The following is an 18307-nucleotide window of genomic DNA, read 5'->3' as shown; positions in this document are numbered from 1 at the left end:
TACACCAGCGTAGTCACTTTACGCGAGCAAGGCCGGGCAATTTCATGCAACTCATGGAAACGAAAAACCCCGGAATTTCCGGGGTTCTAGCGCTGATTTGTGGGTTCTAAGCAATCTTGTGAAATGCTGAGAAATGGCGCTCTAGGGTCAGACGTTGAAACGGAAATGAACCACATCGCCATCATGCATAACGTAATCCTTGCCTTCGAGGCGCCATTTACCTGCATCTTTAGCACCTTGTTCACCACGATGCGCGATGAAATCATCGTAGGCGATCACCTCGGCACGAATGAATCCGCGCTCGAAATCGGTGTGAATCACTCCTGCGGCTTGAGGAGCGGTTGCGCCGACCGGGATGGTCCACGCCCGCACTTCCTTGACCCCGGCCGTAAAATAGGTAGCCAGATTAAGCAGCCGATACGCGGCTCTGATGACGCGGTTCAAGCCCGGCTCATCCAACCCCATTTCCTGCAGAAAGTCTCCCTTTTCATGATCATCCAGCTGCGCAATTTCGGCCTCGAATGCGGCACAAACCGGTACGACTACCGCGCTCTCCTTTTCCGCAAAGCCACGCACTTGCTCCAAATACGGATTATTTTCAAAGCCATCCTCGCGTACGTTTGCGATGTACATCGTTGGCTTCATTGTGAGAAGGTGCAAGTCCTTGAACAGCGATTTAGCTTCGTCGTCGACGGCCAGTGTCCGCGCCGGTTCGCCGGAGTCGAGATGTTCCAGCAGTTTTTCAAGAACCTGCTTTTTTGCCAGTTCTTCCTTGTTTCCTGATTTTGCCGATTTCGTTACACGCAGCAGGGCCTTATCGGCTGTAGCCAGATCGGCCAAGGTTAACTCGGTATTGATAATTTCGATATCCGAAATTGGATCGACCTTCCCTGCTACGTGGACGACATCTTCGTCTTCGAAGCAGCGAACCACGTGGGCTATGGCATCGGTTTCCCGGATATGCGCAAGGAACTGGTTTCCCAGCCCTTCCCCTTTCGAGGCACCGGCAACTAGGCCGGCAATATCGACAAACTCGATCGCTGTCGGTACTACACGTTCCGGTTTTACGATCTCGGCCAATGCGTCTAAGCGTGGATCGGGTACCGGAACCACGCCCACATTCGGATCAATGGTACAAAAAGGATAGTTTTCGGCTGCAATGGCTGCCTTTGTAAGAGCATTAAACAGTGTGGACTTGCCGACGTTGGGCAGCCCCACGATCCCGCAATGAAGCGTCATACGTTGTGAATTCTAAAATCAGTAGATTATTGAGATTCGAGGCGATGGTAGCGGTCTTCGAACCGAACAATGTCGTCCTCGCCGAGATAACTTCCGGATTGTACTTCAATGATTTCCAAAGGAATTGTGCCAGGATTTTCAAGTCTGTGCTTAATCCCGAGCGGAATATAGGTGGATTCGTTTTCGGTCAGAAGAAAAGTTTCTTCGCCGCGAGTGACCCGAGCCGTGCCTTTAACGACAATCCAGTGTTCAGCTCGATGGTGATGCATCTGCAGCGACAGCGTTGCCCCAGGTTTGATTGTCAACCGTTTGACCTGATACCGTGAGCCGTTGTCGATAGACTCATAATCGCCCCAAGGACGGTGCACTTTCGTATGAAACACATGCTCCGATCGATTAGCTTTCTTGAGGTATTCGGTTATCACTTTCACGTCCTGAGCCCTATCTTTGTGAGCAACCAGAACGGCATCCGTGGTTTCGATCACTACGACGTCCTCTAAGCCAACAGCGGCCAAGAAACGGCTCTGCGAGTACAGCAATGAATTCCTGGTGTCCTTGAGGAAAATATCACCGATTGTAACGTTTCCGTAATCATCCATGGGTTTTACTGTACTGAGGGCCGGCCAGGAACCGAGATCCGACCACCCAACATCCAGCGACAAAACGGTTCCCCTAGGTCCTCCTTCTGCTCCCTGATCCAGTTTTTCCATGACGGCATAATCAATTGAATCGCTTGGACATTGAGTAAACGCCTCTTTATCCACACGTATGAAATCACCGTCGCGCTTTGCGGCCGAGAGCGCTGCCTTACAGGAATCGAGAATAGCGGGATGGTAGCGACCGATTTGTTCCAGCCAAACGCTCGCCCGCAGAACGAAGATTCCACTGTTCCAGAAATAGCGGCCGGAGGCCAGGTACTCGGCGGCCGTTCGCGCATCCGGTTTTTCGGTGAAACCATCCAGGACAAATACGCCATCAGCTATTTCCTGTCCTCGCCGAATATAACCGAAACCCGTTTCCGGTTTCTGAACCACAATGCCAAAGGTTACTACATCGCCTTTTGCCGCTAATTCCACGGCTTTCGACAAACGTGCCTGAAACTCGACGACATTGGCTACGTGGTGATCGGACGGTAACACCACCAACACCGGGTCGCGCTCTAGCTCGGAAGCCTGCAAAGCCGCGAGCGTTACTGCCGGAGCGGTATTTCTTCCGATCGGTTCCAGAAGAATTGCGCTCTGCTCTAGGCCCATCTGTCTCAGCTGTTCGGCTACAATGAAACGGTGCATTTCATTGCAGACAACGAGTGGCGAGAGAAGCTCCAAATCGTTCTTCGGCGCGTCCATACTGAGCACTCGATAAACCGTTTCCTGAAATAGACTCCTCTCTCCGGTCAGGGGGAGAAATTGCTTCGGGTAAGCTTCCCGGGAGAATGGCCATAATCGGGTACCGGCACCTCCCGACAACACTACAGCTTGGACAGATATCTTCATGAGCTTTCCCTAAAGAGCCACTAATCAGTGCGAGAGTATAGCCGACGGGACTGAGGTCTAGCCATCCCGGCTAGTCTCGCTTGACCTGAAGTTCTGTAATGAAATTCACGCAATCGCGAGAAGCTAACGGTTATCATTTCATGAGTTATACTGAACGGCGCAATCAGGATAAACCACCAAGCCGCCCCCTTAATTCAGTTCATAATTTTGGCACTTAGAAAAATTTTCAGCGGATCTGAAGTCGCTAATCTCGCGAGCCCGAAATCATGCGGAATCTCTTTTTCTGGCGCAATGACGCGGATTAGCTCCAAGCCAAGGTCGCCTTTCCTAAGTCTTTTTTGGAAAGGTTTTCTATTTCTCAGCATTATGATAGTGGGAATCGGTGGCGCCTTCGCTATTCTGAATTACTTCTATCTCGAATATCAGTTTCAAGAGCAGCGCCAACTCGATAGGCGTTTGCTGAGCAGACAAGTTCAAGATTTGTTGGACCGCTCCACCACTCGTCTGCAGCAAATCGGATCGTTGCTGGCCTCGGTCGGTGGGTTCGCATCAGCCCTGACCGGAGAAAACTATGCCGGGTTACGGCAAGCTGCTAATGTTTTTAACGATTTTCAGTATGACCTCGACATAGAACGGCTCGAGTTGTTCAAGCCGAATGCTCGGCTATTCTGGCAATGGAGGGGTACTCCTACGCCGGCTCAAGTCCTAGGGCCGGAAGAGCAGGCCACCGTCATACAGGTTTTCAGGGAGGAGAAACCCTTGTCGCTGTTGTTGTGCGCACAACATTGTACTCTCAGTGTGTACCAGCCGGTTCTCTCGCAAGGTAGGGTAGTCGGTGTGTTCAGCCTCAGCCAATCCATTGCGCAGCTCGTGGTAGAACATCGTTCATTAACCGGTTCCGACCTGGGAATCCTACTCGCCGATGACGCAGGACAAAATGCCTATTCCATCCCTAAATGGTCGATGAGGATCGCTGCCCTCACCCATTTAGACCTCCTTGCGCCGTTTTTGAAAAATGTCTCGGAGCAGTCACAGGACGCGGTCACGGCTAGTGAGGATATTCATTCGTGGAAAGGGCGCTACTATGCAATCGATGTAATGCCACTGAAGGATCTGCTTCAGGCGGAAGGATCCGTGCTGATGATAAGCGACGTTACGGCACAGGTGAGTCATATTAGAAGAGCTGCTCGAGACGGCATTTTGTTAAGCGGATTGAGCCTTCTGACAGCCGAGTTGCTGCTGCTTTTTCTGATGCGCCTACCCATCCGTCAACTGCGTCGCCTTGCGGATGCGCTCCCGATGTTGGCACAAGGCGCCTATACCGAAGCAAGGCAGCAACTGGCCCACCGGACATCTAGCCTTAACGATGAAATCACAATTCTAAGTGCCACCGCCCTCACCCTCTCTCATCCGGTTGAGGAGCAAGCTCTCGCTATAACGCACAAAACCACCGAACTTGCTGCCGAGCGTGACTTCGTTCAGGGATTATTGGACACCGCTCAAGTGATTATTCTGACGCAGACAAGTCAAGGGCGAATTCTCACGGCAAATGATTTTGTCATACAGATTACCGGCTATAGTCAAACCGACCTCAACGGCAAGCATTTTCTTTCCCTAATTTTGGAGAGCAAAGTCGGCGATGATTTGGAGCAGGCCTTGCTCGGATTGTGGAATGGGCAACGGAAACGCCTGCAGCACGAAGCCGAATTATTGTGTAGGGACGGCACCCGGCGCTTTGTGGTCTGGGTCCATACGCGTCTCCATGAGAATAACCCCGACGGTATCGCTATTCTATCGGTCGGCCTCGACGTCACCGACAGAGTCGAAGCGGAAAACCGCATGATTTGGCTGGCGAACCATGATCCACTGACCGGTTTATACAATCGCCACCGCTTCCAACAAGAGCTGGAGCGGCAGTTTCTCGAAGCGGATAGGGATAGTACTCGAGCAGCGATTCTTCTTTTCGATCTGGATCATTTTAAGGACATCAACGACACGAGTGGCCATCTCGCGGGAGACGCCCTGCTCCGTAAAATAGCGCAGGAGCTTAAAAATCGTGTACGCAAGACCGATATTGCGGCAAGGCTTGGGGGCGACGAATTTGCGATCGTGATGCCGAATCAGACCGCGGAAGGTGCATTGGCATTCGCGAACCTGCTAAATCAAAGACTTACAGAGCAGCCGCTAAAGATACAGCAAAAGATTTTCAGAATATCGGCAAGTATCGGCATCGCCATGATTCCGGAACACGGAACAGTCATGGATGAAGTGATGGCGAATGCCGATCTTGCAATGTATCAAGCAAAAGATCGCGGCCGCGGCCGGGCTCATCTGTTTTCGTACGACGACCAATCAAAACAACGTATCAGCGAGCGTACGCTCTGGAAGCAAGCGATTCAGGAAGCGCTTACCGCACGCAGGCTGGTTTTTCATTATCAGCCCATTGCCATCATCGATGGGCGCAAAATCCGATTTTTCGAGTCCTTAATCCGTCTAAAACGAGCCGACGGCTCGTTGATTTCTCCGTCCGAGTTTCTCGAATTCGCACAGCTGACGGGCTTGATCAATGAAATCGATCGTTATGCGGTTGAGGCAAACATACGGTTAGTGACCGAATTTGTCGAACGAGCACCCGCCGGCGCTGTTCATGTCAATCTTTCCGGCTCTGCCTTGACAAATCGCGACTGGACCGTCGCCCTTAAATCCGCGCTGAAGAACAATCTATTAACGCCGGATCAGCTTATCTTCGAGATTACCGAGACGGCAGCCATTGCCGATTTCGGAACGGCAAAGGAAATCATGGAAGATCTGGCCTCTTTGGGCTTTCGTTTCGCGATCGACGATTTCGGTGCCGGATTCGCTTCCTTCTCCTACTTGAGGCATCTACCCGTAAAGTTCGTAAAGATCGACAAGAGTTACGTGACCAACCTGATGGATAATCCGCAGGATCGCGCCTTCATATCGGCTATTACAACGCTTGCTCATGGAAACGACATCGAAGTCATCGCCGAAGGGGTGGAGAATGAAGCGACTCTTCTCGCACTGGGCGAATTGGGTGTGGATATGGCACAGGGCTATTTTATCGGCTCCCCGCAACCACTGATCGGAGATTGAGAAAACTTACGGTTGATCGATCAGAGTCTCAAGCATTCCAGCGATCTTCCGTACCGCCCCCTGATTCGACGAAACGAAGCGTCTCCCCTTCTCCCCGGTCTCGCGGCGAAATCCGACATCGGCCAGCAGGCGCCCCGTCCAAACGACCAGTTCTTCGGCATTCTTCACTTCAATGCCACCCCCACATTCTTTGAGTCTGCGGCTGATCTCGGCAAAGTTAAACATGTGCGGCCCGAATAGGACCGGCAGGCCGGCGAGCGCCGGTTCGAGTACATTGTGGCCACCGATGGACACCAAACTGCCACCGACGAAAGCCACGTCCGAGGCCGCGTAAAAATTGCGCAACTCTCCCAGAGTATCGAGCAAAAAGACATCGATCGATTCGTCACAGGCAGTGTCCTCACTCCTGCGCCGAACCGCGAAGCCAATCTTCTTGCATTCCGCAAGAATATCGTCGCTACGGTGAGGATGGCGTGGAGCGAGTACCAGCAATAATTCCGGGAACTCTCCTCGAAGCATCATGAAAGCGTTAAGTATTTGGCTTTCTTCTCCGGGATGAGTGCTTCCTGCAACAAAGATCGGGCGGCTTCCGAACAGGGTGTCGCGCAAAACCTTGGCTTGAACTTTCACCGTCGACGGAAATTCCGTATCGAACTTGATATTGCCGGCTACGGTGACGGACTTCGGATCGGCGCCTATCGCGAGGTAGCGTTGCGCGTCTTCCGGCGTCTGAGCGGCAATCAGGCGGACATTGGAAAGACTCTCGCTAGCCAACGAGCGAAGCCTGTGATAACCACGCGCGGATTTCTCGGAGAGACGCCCGTTTACTATGGCGAGCGGTATGCCCCTCTGCCCGCAAGCGTGATAAAGATTCGGCCAGATTTCGGTTTCCAGCACGACTCCGAGCACCGGATGGAAGTGCCGAATAAACCTGTCCGCACAAGTAGGCAAGTCATAGGGCAAATAGACATGTCTTGCAGTCTCTCCCAGAACCTGCCTGATCCGAGCTGAGCCTGTCGGCGTCGTTGCGGTAACGAGTATGGTCCTGCCGGAAAAACGTTCTTTTATGGCCTGTATGAGGGGGAACGCCGCTTCAGCTTCGCCGACGGAAACCGCATGGAACCAGATCACGCCGGGTTCCGGGTCGGAAGGGTAGACGGCCAGTCTTTCAAGCCAGCGCCGATTGTAATCGGGCTGTTTACGCCCCCGCCAAAAGAGACGCCCGAGGATGACCGGGGTGATGAGATAGAGCAGAGCTGAATAAACTCGCCTCACGGGCTCAGGGAAGGATGCCGGTCCACATGACTTTACCTGCCATGTGGACCCGCTTTGTGTTTATTGCGGAACGACGGAGAGCGCCACAGTGGCAACGACATCACCGTGCAGCTGCAGGTTGATCTCATAATCGCCAGCCTGACGGATCGGGCCGGATGGCAGGCGAACTTCGTGTTTCTGGAGGGCGACACCCGCTGCAGTCACGGCATCGGCGATATCCTTAGTGCCGACAGATCCGTACAGCCGTCCTTCTGCGCCCGCTTTTTGAGCGATCGTTACGGTGAGCTTGGCAATAGCTTCGGCTCGGGCCTGAGCGGCAGCCAAATCTTCGGCTGCTTTCTTTTCGAGCTCGGCGCGTCTCTTCTCGAATTCGGCCAGTTTCTCAGCAGTCGCCGCAACCGCCTTGCCCTGGGGAATCAGATAGTTGCGCCCGTATCCGGCTCTGACGGCGACTTTATCGCCGAGATTTCCGAGTCCTGCAATCTTTTCTAAAAGGATAATTTCCATCGTCGAATGCCTCGAATAATTTTAGCGTTCTTTTAAGAATTACAATTTCAATACAGTCCGGTTCAGCTGGGTGATAGCCTGTTTCGCCAGTCAAACCAAGGATCGCTCAACCCGACTAATGCAATTGGCACGATAATATAAGGTACGAATAACAGCGCCACGTAAGTTCCGACCAGCCAGACTCCCCACGCCTTGTTACGGGATACCAATGCGTGAAGCACCGAGAAGCCGACCAAAAGGAATAAAGCGAAAAGCGGAGTGCTCAAATTCCACGCGAACTCCGCCAGGTCTTCACTTGCCGCCATCGCCACGATAAGCGCTCCTACCGCGGTATAGGGAAACACGGCCGGCATCCGAAGTCCGACAAATTCCGAACGGAATCCACCTGGATTGAACAGCAGAGCTTGCCACCAGCGAGCAATCATTAAACTTAATGTCAAGCTGATCACCAGACTTGCGGATACGATTCCGGTCATATAGCGTGCAGCCATCATTAAGAAGTTGTTCCAGAATTGCTCCTTATCAAAGTCCGGAGGCATATTGTCCATCAGCGGTTTGAGAAAACGCTCCAGGCTTTCGAACCAGATTGAAGAAGGGGCGGGATGAAGCCAATAGACCATGGTCACCACCAGCATTCCCGTGACCGATACGAATCCGAAAGCCGTCGACAGCCTGCCCGATTCGCGGAGGATGACGGCCGCAAGCCAAGTCGGTCCCAATAACAGAAGACCGAAAACCGCTCCGTCATGCAGGCTGCCGATGAGAAACCCGGCCAAGACACCCAGAACCGCTACGGAGGCAAGCATGACCGTGCCGCCCTCAAAGATACCTTTCCGTAAAGTCGGGAGCCCTATCGCGGCCGCAGCCAATAAACTACAAAGCGGAACGATCCAAGACATGAGACCCAGAGCACACGCCGCGAACACCGCGTGTGCTCTTCCTCTCATGATAAAAGCGGCCAGCCGGCGCATAATCGGGCCGCGTCTCCGCCGGAACCGGATCCACTTATTTATGAGAGTCGGTATACGGCAACAGCGCTAGAAACCGAGCCCGCTTGATCGCCGTAGCGAGCTGCCTTTGGTATTTGCCCTTGGTACCGGTAATCCGGCTGGGAACGATTTTGCCCGTTTCCGAGATGTACTCCTTAAGCACATCGAGATCCTTGTAATCGATCTCCTTAACGCCTTCGGCCGTAAATCTGCAATATTTCTTACGCTTGAATTGGCGAACCATGATAGACCTGCTGATTGGTTGAGATTGTCGTACGGGCCCGGTCGGATTTGGAAAACAAATCCTGATCCGACTCAGGTGGCTGGGGAAGCTTCCGATTCAGCACTACCCTTTTCGTCGGTGCTCGAGGCGGTGGTTTCCTCGCCCTGCTCTGTTTCCGGCTCGATCTGACCGGACTTTGCCATCGGCGAAGGCTCTGAAATTGCCTCCTCGCGACGAACGGTCAGACTGCGCAGTACGGCATCGTTAAAGCGAAATCCGCTTTCCAACTCGTCGAGGGTCTGTTGGTCGCATTCGATATTCATCAGCACATAGTGCGCTTTATGAATCTTGTTGATGGGATAGGCTAACTGGCGGCGTCCCCAGTCTTCCAGGCGATGAATTTTTCCAGCGCCGGATTCGATAAGAGTGCGGTAACGATCCACCATGGCGGGGACCTGTGCACTTTGGTCCGGATGGACCATGAAAACTATTTCGTAGTGTCGCATGTATGCTCCTTATGGATTGGACAGCTTTCCGCCCAGGGCGGTAAAGCAAGGAGTAGCGGCTTTCACGCCGCAACTGGAATCGAGGATTTTAAAGCGTTGGCGGTTGGCTTACAAGTCAACGGACTCTGGTCTGGAAGAACCAAAGCAACGAACCTGCATTAACTATCATCCGGTGCGGGATTTTCGCCCTAATACAGAAACGCGATCCTCCGGCCGGTTATTGCCGAATCGAGGCGCGAGCTCACACGAACTCAAGCGTACAGATTGAGCAAGCCGTCAGCCGCGATGGGGTCCTCACGGTCGGCCGGAAGGCCATCCTTGCTTGCCGCATCACTGTCCGGAAAGGGCTTTGTCTGATCTCCGGAACGGGGCTGCTGATCGAGATCGAAGGTCGAACCACTTTGATTCGGCAATTCAGATGGGACCGTCACATTGATGTCGGATAGAGAAATTTCCTGAGAGCCGAGCATTTCCCGCAATTTCGGGGCAGCAGCCTCGATAGCTTCCCGAACCGAGGCATGATGAGTCGTAAAATGGATGCTCGCCCGGTCCTGCTCCATCTGGATACGGATTTCCAATGGCCCCAAGTGCCGGGGATTGAGCTTGATTTCGGCCGACCGTACGTTTTTGTCGGTCATCCATAAAATGCGTTCGCCCAGTTCCTCCCGCCATGCGGTCTGGCTCAGTGGCTTATCGAGTGTCGGAATCTCATCGTCCGAGACAACTGTAGAGAGTTGTGATGTCGAATTTTTGGCCTCCAGCGGAAAACCGGTTTCCGTCGAAGGTCGTATTGTTTCGGCGGTACCATCCGCCGCTGCTGAATCCCGGCCCGACTGGAAAGAAAGAATCTCGTCCACTCCGGGCGTGTCCGAATCCGTGGCGATCGATTCTTTGTCGAGCCAATGCGAAAAGCCGGTATCAGGGGCTGGCGTCTGAGTATCAAGAGCACCGCCCTGATCCCACAAATTGCTGTCCACAATCCCCCGCTCTCGACTCGAATAAGTGGTCTGGCCAAGCGAACCGGAGGCATCTCCGCACTCTGAACCGGCAGGGTCGGTCGGCCCGGGATGCGCCTGGACCGCTGATAAGGATGCAAGTACCGCCAGGGCAGAATCGTCCGCGCGCTCTTCCGGTTCAAGGCCTTGTTCTACCGATGCCGTGGGTGGCAACGAATTGCTCTCAGCAGCGAAGCCCTCCCCCCCAATCTCCCCTGCGTTCTGGAGTTGCAGCCCGGAAAGCGCGTCGAGTTTCGAGGTGTATTGCAGAAATTCATGCAAGAGATTCGCTTGGGATTCGTGTGTTTCCGTGGAGGAAATATGGGAAGTCTCTCGATTCGCCTCGAGACTAGAGCCATCCTTCAGGGCGGAGAACTGACTGGCCAGGGTGGCGAGAAAGGCTACCGAATCTGCTTCGCATTCCGACTCGGCACCACGTACAAGCTGCGCGAATTCGCGAATGGAGGTCGGTGCCGCTGCAGTAGAAGTAATGGGGAAATCTCTAGTCATGTCCTGGATGCCGGGTGAGCGTGTCAATACGAAGGAAAGTGAGCGGCAGAACGGCGAAGGGACGTTCAAATTCAGAGGAAAACAGTGAAGCTATCGCCGGTGTAGCGGCGGCCCGCTCGTTCATCCTGTTCGGCTTGCTGTTTCTTTTCCTCCAGGCGTATCTCTTCCTTAAGCGTATTCTCGATAACCCTTTTGAGGCCCGAGCTCTGCCTGCGCGCCGCTTCCCATTCGGCTTGGCGATTCCTAAGCTCCGTTTGCGCCGCACGAACGGCTTTTTCCTGATCGGCAATTGCCGCCCCGATCTTCGCCAGAAACATCCGATATTCGATCAGCTGGCGCACTCCGAGACCTCCGTTCCCGGATCGTTGAAATTGGGCCGAATAGTTGTCCCGAAATGTTATGAGACTGCCGAGATTCCGCTCTGCACTCTCCAACTTTCGCCGACTTTCCCCAAGGATACGAACGGTTTGCTTTTCCCGTGATTCCGCGAGCTCCAAAGCCGGATTCAAGCGCTTCGATCTTTTCATACCTTAATCCCGTGCCTACAGAAGTTTGAAAGCCGTCGAATGCCGTTACGCGGATGTGCCCAGCAAATGCTCCAGATCGGCGAGGCTTTGTTCGAAGCCGACCGCTTCGTGCAGGTCCTGTTGCAGAAAACCCATGATGCCCGGGTTCATAGAGATGGCCTCGTCTATACGCGGATCAGATCCCTTATGATAGGCGCCTACGCTGATCAGATCGCGATTTTGCTGGTACATGGAGTATAGGCGTTTTAGGCGGCGGGCGAGATGCAAATGACGCTCATCGGCAATGTCCGGCATCACGCGGCTGACCGATGCTTCGATGTCGATTGCGGGATAATGCCCCGAGTCAGCCAGCGGGCGGGACAATACGATATGGCCATCCAGAATTCCGCGCGCCGCGTCGGCAATGGGATCATTGGCATCGTCGCCTTCGGTGAGCACCGTATAAAAGGCAGTGATGGACCCTTCCCCGTCACCGCCGTTGCCCGCTCGTTCCGCGAGCTGCGGTAGTTTCGCGAATACCGAGGGAGGATATCCCTTGGTGGCCGGGGGCTCATCTATGGCCAGGGCGATTTCGCGCTGGGCCTGCGCAAAGCGGGTCAGCGAGTCCATCAAGAGGAGTACATCGAGGCCCCGGCCACGAAAGAACTCGGCGATGCTGGTCGCCAACAATGCGCCATGCAAGCGCATCAAAGGCGGGTAATCCGCCGGGGTTGCAATTACGACCGCCTTGGCGCGTCCTTCTTCGCCCAAAATCTTCTGCACGAATTCATTCACTTCCCTGCCCCGCTCGCCGATCAGGCCCACCACCACCACATCGGCGTTCGTATACTTGGTCATCATGCCGAGCAGATTGCTTTTGCCGACGCCGGTCCCGGCAAACAAGCCGAGACGTTGTCCCCGGCCGACGGTAAATAGGGCATTGATTGCCCGAACGCCGACATCCAGAGAGGTACGGATCGGCTTCCGTGCAAGCGGATTCATTGCGCTACCGGTCAGCGGCAGCGAACAGTCGGACTGCACGGGGCCTTTTCCGTCCAAGGGTTTGCCCGCTCCGTCCAAGACTCGCCCAAGCAGACCGACCCCCACTCGCGCGGTACATGCCTTGGTTAACGGGATGACACGGCAGTCCGGCTCCAAACCCTGAATATCGCCGATAGGCATCAGGTAAATCCGCTCTCCGGAGAAACCGACCACTTCCGCTTCAACCTCCCGTCCATGCGCCGTTTTCACCAGGCAGCGCGCGCCGACGGCGGCTCGGCACCCGATCGCCTCGAGCGTGAGGCCGACCATCCGGTTCAGCCTGCCTTCGACAACCAATTCAGGCGGCTCGTTCAGACGCTCCCGGTAAGCCGCTAATTTCCCCGCCCACGACTCGCCCAGCTTTGCTACTTCGGCGAGCCCGCTCACGTTTTGTCCTCATCCCGATCGCCGCCGAACATACGTGCAATCGACGAAGCCAGGCGTTTTTCGACCGTGGCGTCAATCTCTGAGGTGCTGGTCGTTATCCGACAACCGCCGCGCGTCAACAGAGGATCTTCGACAATCTTCCAGCGTGGGCCCAACTCGTCCAGCGAAAGGGTCGAGCGAATCAACTGGGCATCGTCCGGATGCAAGTGGAGACCGATTTTTCGCGCGCCGGAGGGTAGGATCGTCATGGCTTCGCGGACCACGGCCACGATTTCGCCCGGCTCGGTTTTCAGCTCTCGCCGAATCAGCTGCTTTGCCACGGCAATCGCCAGGGCTACCAACTCCCGTTCCACCTGCTCGTCAGCCTGGGCAAGCGGTTCGTTCAAGCACTCGATCAACGCCCGGAAGCGATCGACTTCGGAAAGAACAGCGGCTTGGCCGTCGTCGTACCCGCTGCGGAACCCTTGTTCCCGACCTTCCCGAAAGCCGAGTTCCGAACCCTCTTTATATCCGGCGGCACGCGCTTCCTCGTACGCCTGCTTCTGCATCGACTCGATTTCTTCCGCCGTAGGCATCGTGGGATATTCGGTCTCCTCCTCCTCGACCACCATCGCCTGAGGCTGTTCCTCAGGCTCGGGACCCATGAGGGGCAGCTTCCACGGTTCAAGTGAGGCAAGCTCCTCTGCCGAAAAGCTTTTAAATGAGTTCATCGCTGCCGCCTAATGAGAGTTCGCCGGCTTCAGCCATGCGCCTGGCAATGGCGAGAATGTCCTTCTGTGCCGCCTCCACCTCGCTCAAGCGGGCGGGTGGCGCAGCTTCGAGATCGTCGCGCAGCATCTCCGCCGCCCGGCGCGACATATTGCTGAAAATCTTTTCCTTCAGTGCATCTTCGGCTCCACGCAGCGCCAACAAGAGCGAATCCGTAGAAACTTCGCGAAGCAAGGTCTGGATACCGCGATCATCGACCTCGACCAGATCGTCGAATACGAACATCTTGTCCTGGATTTTCTGACTGAGATCGGGATTGACCTCGCTAATCTGGTCCATAATCGACGCTTCGACGGTGCTATCAATGAAATTGAGGATATTGGCCGCGGTTTCGATGCCGCCGAGCGTCGACGATTTGACATTGGTATTGCCGCTCAACTGCCTCTCCATGATGTCGTCCAGCTCTCGAAGCGCCGCCGGTTGTACCCCCGTGAGCGTGGCAACACGCATGATGAGGTCCGGGCGTGAGCGTTCCGGAAGATAGCCAAGAGTTTCGGCAGCCTGATCGCTGTCCAGCAAGGACAGAATGATGGCGACGATTTGCGGATGTTCAAGCCGAATCAGGTCGGCGATGGCGCGGGGGTCCATCCATTTGAGCTGCTCCAGGCCTTTGCTGTTGCGGCCCAACAGGATGCGGTCACAAACGCTGCTGGCCTTGTCGGCCCCCAGGGCCTGAGTCAGCAGGTTGCGGATATAGTCATCCGAATTCACGCCCAGGGCGGTTTGATTCCGAACATCCTCCACGAATTTCCCGAGGATATCTTCCACCATGGGCATGGTGATATTGCGAAGCTCGGCCATGGCGGCGCCGACGAGTTGAACTTCTTTCGGCGACATGTGCTTGAGAACTTCCGCCGCCCTATCCTGCCCGACGGTCAAAAAGAACAGCGCGGCCCTTTGCGGCCCGTCCAGTTTTGTCGCCTCTGCTTCAGCCATGTGTGCTCATCCAGTTCTTGATGACCTGTGCGACGCGCTTTGGGTCCTGATCCACGGCCCGCTGCGCAAACGCAACGCGCTTTTCATGACTTTCCGGGGCCTCCAGCATCAACATTTCTTCGTCATCGTTCTGTTTCGATATCACCTGGGGCTCGACTGTAGCCCCCGCTTTGGCCGATGCCTCCCCTGCTTCATTTGGCTCGGCACTCCCCGCTTCGCCGCGTCCGACGAGGCCTTTGACGGCCGGCCTCAGTACCCCGAAAATCAGCGCGAGCACGATGATTCCCGCGGCTGCTTGCTTGACGAGCGACCAAAACCAGTCCTTCTCCCAAACCGGAGCAGCGGACAGGCTCTCGATCTCGCTTCGGAAGGCGGCATTGGTTACGGTAACCCGGTCTCCGCGCGCGGCGTCGTAACCCACGGCTTCCTTCACCAGATCGGTGAAGCGGTTCAAATCCTCTTCGCTGTACGGTTGGAGCGTCGCGCCGCCGTCGCCCTGCGGAATGTGCTGATAATCGACCACGACCGCTGCGGTGATGCGGCGAACCACACCGGTTCCGAGACGGGAATGACTAATGGTTTTATCCAGTTCGTAGTTTCGCGTGGCGCTTTTGCTAGTGCTAAGCGGCGGATCCGATGCGTTTTGTTCAGTTGCCGGAGTCCCGGCGGTTTCCGGCGCCACGCCGGCAGGGGGCGGCTGGTTTGACAATGCGCCGGGCACGCCTTGTACTACCGCGCCCTGGTTTTGCTCCTCGCTGGTTTGTTCGCTGCGCAGAGCGGGAAGATCCGGATTGTAAACTTCCTGGGTGCGCTCGGTGACAGTGAAATCGATATCCGCGGTCACTTGAGTACGCAGACCGTCCATGCCGAGCACCGGACTTAGAATATTTTCGATACGCTCTATCAAATGCTCCTCGACCTGCTTTTTATAGTCGAACTGTTTGGCATTGAGATAAAGATCGTTACCGCTGTCCTTGGCATTGAGAAGATGACCGCGCTGATCGACTACCGTGACCTGTCCGGGTTCCATCTGCGGCACGCTGGACGCTACGAGGTGGACGATGGCTTCGACCTGCCCCGGTTCCAGCCCACGCCCCGAGTGCAGTTCAACCATGACAGAGGCGCTGGGTCTCTTGGGCTGGCGAATGAACACCGATTCTTTGGGCAGGGCGAGATGCACGCGGGCCGATTTGACATTCCGTATGGTCATGATCGAGCGAGCGATTTCTCCCTCCAGAGCGCGCTGATAGCGGGCGCCTTCCATCATCTGGCTAGCGCCGAAACTTGACTGTTGTTCCAGTAGCTCGAAACCTGTCCCGCTCTCCTTGGGCAAACCCATGCCGGCCAATTTCAATCGAACCGCATAGACCTGATTGTTGGGAACCAAGATGGCGCCGGTACTAGGCTGGACCTGGTATGCGATATTGAGCTTTTGCAGGGCCTCTACGATTTCACCGGCTTCCCTGTCCTCCATACCGGAAAACAGGCTCGCGTATTCAGTCTTATTAGCCCAAACCACAACGGCGATCGCGATCGCCGCCGAAAACAGAATGGCGGCTATCAGACCGATTTGCCGGCCACGCGGCATCTGCAACCAGGCGTGCAGCAGCGCCGACGGCTTCTCGCCTTGCAGGACCGCCGCCTGCCTTCCCGGTACCAGGTTCTTGCTTTCGATTTGACTGAGTTCCATTGGACGTCATCGTTTCCGACTACATGGGCATATTCATAACATCCTTGTAGGCCTCTACCAGCTTATTCCTGACCTGAACCATGGCTTGGAACGACAGGCTGGCCTTCTGAAGCGAAATCATCACTTCGGAGAGACTTGCGTCGGTCGCGCCGGACTCGAATGCTTCAGCCAACTTGTTGGCTTGCTGCTGTGTTTCGTTGACCTTATCGATAGAGTCCTTGAGCATGGCACTGAAGTCGGCTGGAGTACCGGTTGCAACCGCGGTGCCGTTGACCAGATCCCGCATCATGTGCATCTGCGTGAGAACTTTATTGATACCGATCTCGCTCATGGTAATGCCCGTTTTTTGTCACTGCCTCTACAGAAGCATGATTTGAGCCAAATTTGCACTGGCGTCCGGCATCCCCCATCTCGATGAGTTCCTGGCGAAGCGTCCGCATGCTGATTCCCGGAAACCTCGACGACGGGGCAGAAGTCCAGAGCGTCGCCGCATCAGCGGTTCGCCAAGAAACGGGCCTGCAATCGGGTAGATATCGGTAGAAGGGGCGAGCGAATTCGATGAGGCGTTACCGGGTTATCCAAGCGGTCAACTGCCGCCTCCAGGATAATTGGCAGGTCCGGATTCGGAAGAGCGTCAAATGAGTGTCGTTTCCTCGCCTCGCAAGCCGTATTTACGGAGTTTTTCGACCAGGGTGGTCCGCCGCATCCTGAGAAGATTGGCGGCATGTGCCACGACTCCGTTGCACTCGTCCAAGGCCTGCTTGATCAAGGCGCATTCCAGGTTATTCAGATGCTCACGCAAATCCAAGCCGTCTCCCGGCAGCCGTGTAAGTCCGAGCCCACCTTCCGGGGATATGCTTTCCGCGTCCGGTTCGTGCGCGAATGCGGCGTCTTCCGGCTTGACGAACTGCTGGAATTTTTCCGGCAAGTCAGGCGCGTCGACTACACCATTCGGATATAGGATAGCCAGACGCTCGATCAGGTTAGCCAATTCCCTGACATTGCCGGGCCAGTGATATCGCTGCAGAACCCGGAGAGCAGCGGGCGTGAGGCGCATGTCCCCCCGCTTCTCGGCCTTGAGACGGGCGGTCAAGTCCTCGACCAAGGCCGGTACGTCCTCCAGCCGCTCGCGTAAGGACGGCACCTCTATGGGAAAAACGTTGAGGCGGTAATAAAGGTCTTCTCTGAACCGGTTGCGACCGATTTCCTCTTCCAGATCACGATGGGTGGCGGCTACGATGCGGACATCGCACTGTATGGTCTTGTTGCTGCCGACCCGTTCGAAGCAGCGCTCCTGCAGGACCCTTAAAAGCTTGACCTGCATGGATAATGGCATGTCGCCGATTTCATCCAGGAATAGCGTACCGCCTTCGGCCAATTCGAAACGCCCTTGCCGGGAGCTGAGCGCTCCGGTAAAGGCGCCCTTCTCGTGGCCGAAAAGCTCGCTTTCCAGCAATTCTCCCGGAATGGCGCCGCAATTCACGGGTACGAACGGTTTGCTCCGGCGGGATGAGTAATAGTGTAAATGGCGAGCAATCACCTCCTTGCCGGTACCCGACTCGCCGAGGATCAGAACCGTCGCATCGGACGGGGCCACCTGTTGAATCAGCTTGCGCGTTCGTTGCACGGCCTTGCTGGCGCCGGTCAAGCTGCGGAATAGCTCGGATGGACGGACGTTTACCGCTTCCGGAGCTTCCCGGCCGACCTTTTCGAGGCAAACACTCAGCGCCGAGTAATTGGTAGGCCAAGTCAATACGGAGGTAGCTCTGCTTTCCAACCCCATCGGCAGCGATTTGACCGCCGCGGCGTCCATTACGAGAACGAGCGGAGCCTGCCGGTAAAGTTCGACGATCCGCAAAACGACCGTTTCGATATTCCCGTCCACGCAGAGGAAAATAGCGTCGAAATCCGGTTCCGGGCCGTCTACGAGGGCATCCAAATCGCATGCGACGACCTCACACTCGAGGAACCGGAGAATTATCTTCAGTTCGGAACATAAGGCACTGTCGTTTTGAACTAATAAAATTCGGCGCAAGCCCATCGAGTCTGCTCTCCACCGACCCGATATAGACCCAAGAGTCAAGCGGTTCGGACGGTTTGGTAAATTTGCAACAGCGAACGGGTTGAA

General features: G+C 55.3%; 16 protein-coding genes. 1 reads left to right on the top strand and 15 read right to left on the bottom strand.

All coding sequences use genetic code 11. The features are described from left to right. Window positions 1-147: 147 nt before the first annotated feature. Both ychF and sS8_RS04645 read right to left on the bottom strand, forming a co-directional pair. Entirely contained in the window at window positions 148-1239 is a 1092-nt protein-coding gene (ychF, locus tag sS8_RS04650) for a redox-regulated ATPase YchF (protein ID WP_119628631.1), read from the bottom strand. 26 nt (window positions 1240-1265) lie between these two features. Beyond that, window positions 1266-2732: a mannose-1-phosphate guanylyltransferase/mannose-6-phosphate isomerase gene (locus sS8_RS04645; RefSeq protein WP_119628630.1), complete on the bottom strand. Its 1467-nt coding sequence runs from the start codon at window positions 2730-2732 to the stop codon at window positions 1266-1268. 366 nt (window positions 2733-3098) lie between these two features. Here sS8_RS04645 and sS8_RS04640 point away from each other — a divergent pair, with 366 nt between their 5' ends. After that, a complete protein-coding gene (locus tag sS8_RS04640; RefSeq protein WP_170160956.1) occupies window positions 3099-5846 on the top strand; it encodes a bifunctional diguanylate cyclase/phosphodiesterase in 2748 nt (915 codons plus the stop codon). 6 nt (window positions 5847-5852) lie between these two features. Here the strand turns inward: sS8_RS04640 and waaA are convergent, their stop codons facing one another. The 13 genes from waaA to sS8_RS04575 form a co-directional block, all read right to left on the bottom strand. Beyond that, entirely contained in the window at window positions 5853-7121 is a 1269-nt protein-coding gene (waaA, locus tag sS8_RS04635; RefSeq protein ID WP_119628628.1) for a lipid IV(A) 3-deoxy-D-manno-octulosonic acid transferase, read from the bottom strand. Between the two features lie 60 nt (window positions 7122-7181). Beyond that, window positions 7182-7628 (bottom strand): 50S ribosomal protein L9, encoded by a 447-nt coding sequence (gene rplI, locus sS8_RS04630; protein WP_119628627.1) that lies wholly within the window; start codon window positions 7626-7628, stop codon window positions 7182-7184. A 62-nt stretch (window positions 7629-7690) separates the two neighbouring features. After that, the gene (locus sS8_RS28965; RefSeq protein ID WP_145986415.1) at window positions 7691-8599 is read right to left on the bottom strand and encodes a YybS family protein; all 909 of its coding nucleotides are present in this window, start codon (window positions 8597-8599) and stop codon (window positions 7691-7693) included. Window positions 8600-8633: 34 nt separating this feature from the next. Next, a complete protein-coding gene (gene rpsR, locus sS8_RS04620; protein ID WP_119628625.1) occupies window positions 8634-8861 on the bottom strand; it encodes a 30S ribosomal protein S18 in 228 nt (75 codons plus the stop codon). Window positions 8862-8932: 71 nt separating this feature from the next. Continuing rightward, the gene (rpsF, locus tag sS8_RS04615; protein ID WP_119628624.1) at window positions 8933-9346 is read right to left on the bottom strand and encodes a 30S ribosomal protein S6; all 414 of its coding nucleotides are present in this window, start codon (window positions 9344-9346) and stop codon (window positions 8933-8935) included. 251 nt (window positions 9347-9597) lie between these two features. Further along, on the bottom strand, window positions 9598-10920 hold the full coding sequence (locus sS8_RS04610) for a flagellar hook-length control protein FliK (RefSeq protein ID WP_145986414.1): 1323 nt from the start codon (window positions 10918-10920) through the stop codon (window positions 9598-9600). Between the two features lie 2 nt (window positions 10921-10922). Next, entirely contained in the window at window positions 10923-11378 is a 456-nt protein-coding gene (fliJ, locus tag sS8_RS04605) for a flagellar export protein FliJ (protein WP_119628622.1), read from the bottom strand. A 45-nt stretch (window positions 11379-11423) separates the two neighbouring features. Then, on the bottom strand, window positions 11424-12785 hold the full coding sequence (gene fliI, locus sS8_RS04600) for a flagellar protein export ATPase FliI (protein WP_119628621.1): 1362 nt from the start codon (window positions 12783-12785) through the stop codon (window positions 11424-11426). Next, the gene (locus tag sS8_RS04595) at window positions 12782-13495 is read right to left on the bottom strand and encodes a flagellar assembly protein FliH (RefSeq protein WP_119628620.1); all 714 of its coding nucleotides are present in this window, start codon (window positions 13493-13495) and stop codon (window positions 12782-12784) included. Before sS8_RS04595 ends, fliI begins: the two co-directional genes overlap by 4 nt. Next, window positions 13482-14489: a flagellar motor switch protein FliG gene (gene fliG / locus sS8_RS04590; RefSeq protein WP_119628619.1), complete on the bottom strand. Its 1008-nt coding sequence runs from the start codon at window positions 14487-14489 to the stop codon at window positions 13482-13484. Before fliG ends, sS8_RS04595 begins: the two co-directional genes overlap by 14 nt. Then, a complete protein-coding gene (gene fliF / locus sS8_RS04585; RefSeq protein WP_119628618.1) occupies window positions 14482-16179 on the bottom strand; it encodes a flagellar basal-body MS-ring/collar protein FliF in 1698 nt (565 codons plus the stop codon). The genes fliG and fliF overlap by 8 nt, the downstream gene beginning before the upstream one ends. A gap of 19 nt (window positions 16180-16198) precedes the next feature. Next, complete coding sequence (gene fliE, locus sS8_RS04580; protein ID WP_119628617.1) at window positions 16199-16510, bottom strand: flagellar hook-basal body complex protein FliE; 312 nt, start codon at window positions 16508-16510, stop codon at window positions 16199-16201. A gap of 303 nt (window positions 16511-16813) precedes the next feature. Then, window positions 16814-18220, bottom strand: coding sequence for a sigma-54 interaction domain-containing protein (locus sS8_RS04575; RefSeq protein ID WP_119628616.1), 1407 nt, complete (start codon window positions 18218-18220; stop codon window positions 16814-16816). Window positions 18221-18307: the final 87 nt, after the last annotated feature.

The organism is Methylocaldum marinum, from assembly GCF_003584645.1.
Taxonomy (GTDB): domain Bacteria; phylum Pseudomonadota; class Gammaproteobacteria; order Methylococcales; family Methylococcaceae; genus Methylocaldum; species Methylocaldum marinum.
The sequence above is the reverse complement of the archived record's forward strand: the minus strand, read 5'-3'. Positions and strand labels throughout refer to the sequence as shown.

What these genes read in the sequence shown, in the direction of transcription:
- ychF (WP_119628631.1), bottom strand. Translation starts at nt 1,239, where the DNA reads ATGACGCTTCATTGCGGGATCGTGGGGCTGCCCAACGTCGGCAAGTCC.
- sS8_RS04645 (WP_119628630.1), bottom strand. Translation starts at nt 2,732, where the DNA reads ATGAAGATATCTGTCCAAGCTGTAGTGTTGTCGGGAGGTGCCGGTACC.
- sS8_RS04640 (WP_170160956.1), top strand. Translation starts at nt 3,099, where the DNA reads ATGATAGTGGGAATCGGTGGCGCCTTCGCTATTCTGAATTACTTCTAT.
- rplI (WP_119628627.1), bottom strand. Translation starts at nt 7,628, where the DNA reads ATGGAAATTATCCTTTTAGAAAAGATTGCAGGACTCGGAAATCTCGGC.
- sS8_RS28965 (WP_145986415.1), bottom strand. Translation starts at nt 8,599, where the DNA reads ATGCGCCGGCTGGCCGCTTTTATCATGAGAGGAAGAGCACACGCGGTG.
- rpsR (WP_119628625.1), bottom strand. Translation starts at nt 8,861, where the DNA reads ATGGTTCGCCAATTCAAGCGTAAGAAATATTGCAGATTTACGGCCGAA.
- rpsF (WP_119628624.1), bottom strand. Translation starts at nt 9,346, where the DNA reads ATGCGACACTACGAAATAGTTTTCATGGTCCATCCGGACCAAAGTGCA.
- fliJ (WP_119628622.1), bottom strand. Translation starts at nt 11,378, where the DNA reads ATGAAAAGATCGAAGCGCTTGAATCCGGCTTTGGAGCTCGCGGAATCA.
- sS8_RS04595 (WP_119628620.1), bottom strand. Translation starts at nt 13,495, where the DNA reads ATGAACTCATTTAAAAGCTTTTCGGCAGAGGAGCTTGCCTCACTTGAA.
- fliG (WP_119628619.1), bottom strand. Translation starts at nt 14,489, where the DNA reads ATGGCTGAAGCAGAGGCGACAAAACTGGACGGGCCGCAAAGGGCCGCG.
- fliF (WP_119628618.1), bottom strand. Translation starts at nt 16,179, where the DNA reads ATGGAACTCAGTCAAATCGAAAGCAAGAACCTGGTACCGGGAAGGCAG.
- fliE (WP_119628617.1), bottom strand. Translation starts at nt 16,510, where the DNA reads ATGAGCGAGATCGGTATCAATAAAGTTCTCACGCAGATGCACATGATG.
- sS8_RS04575 (WP_119628616.1), bottom strand. Translation starts at nt 18,220, where the DNA reads ATGGGCTTGCGCCGAATTTTATTAGTTCAAAACGACAGTGCCTTATGT.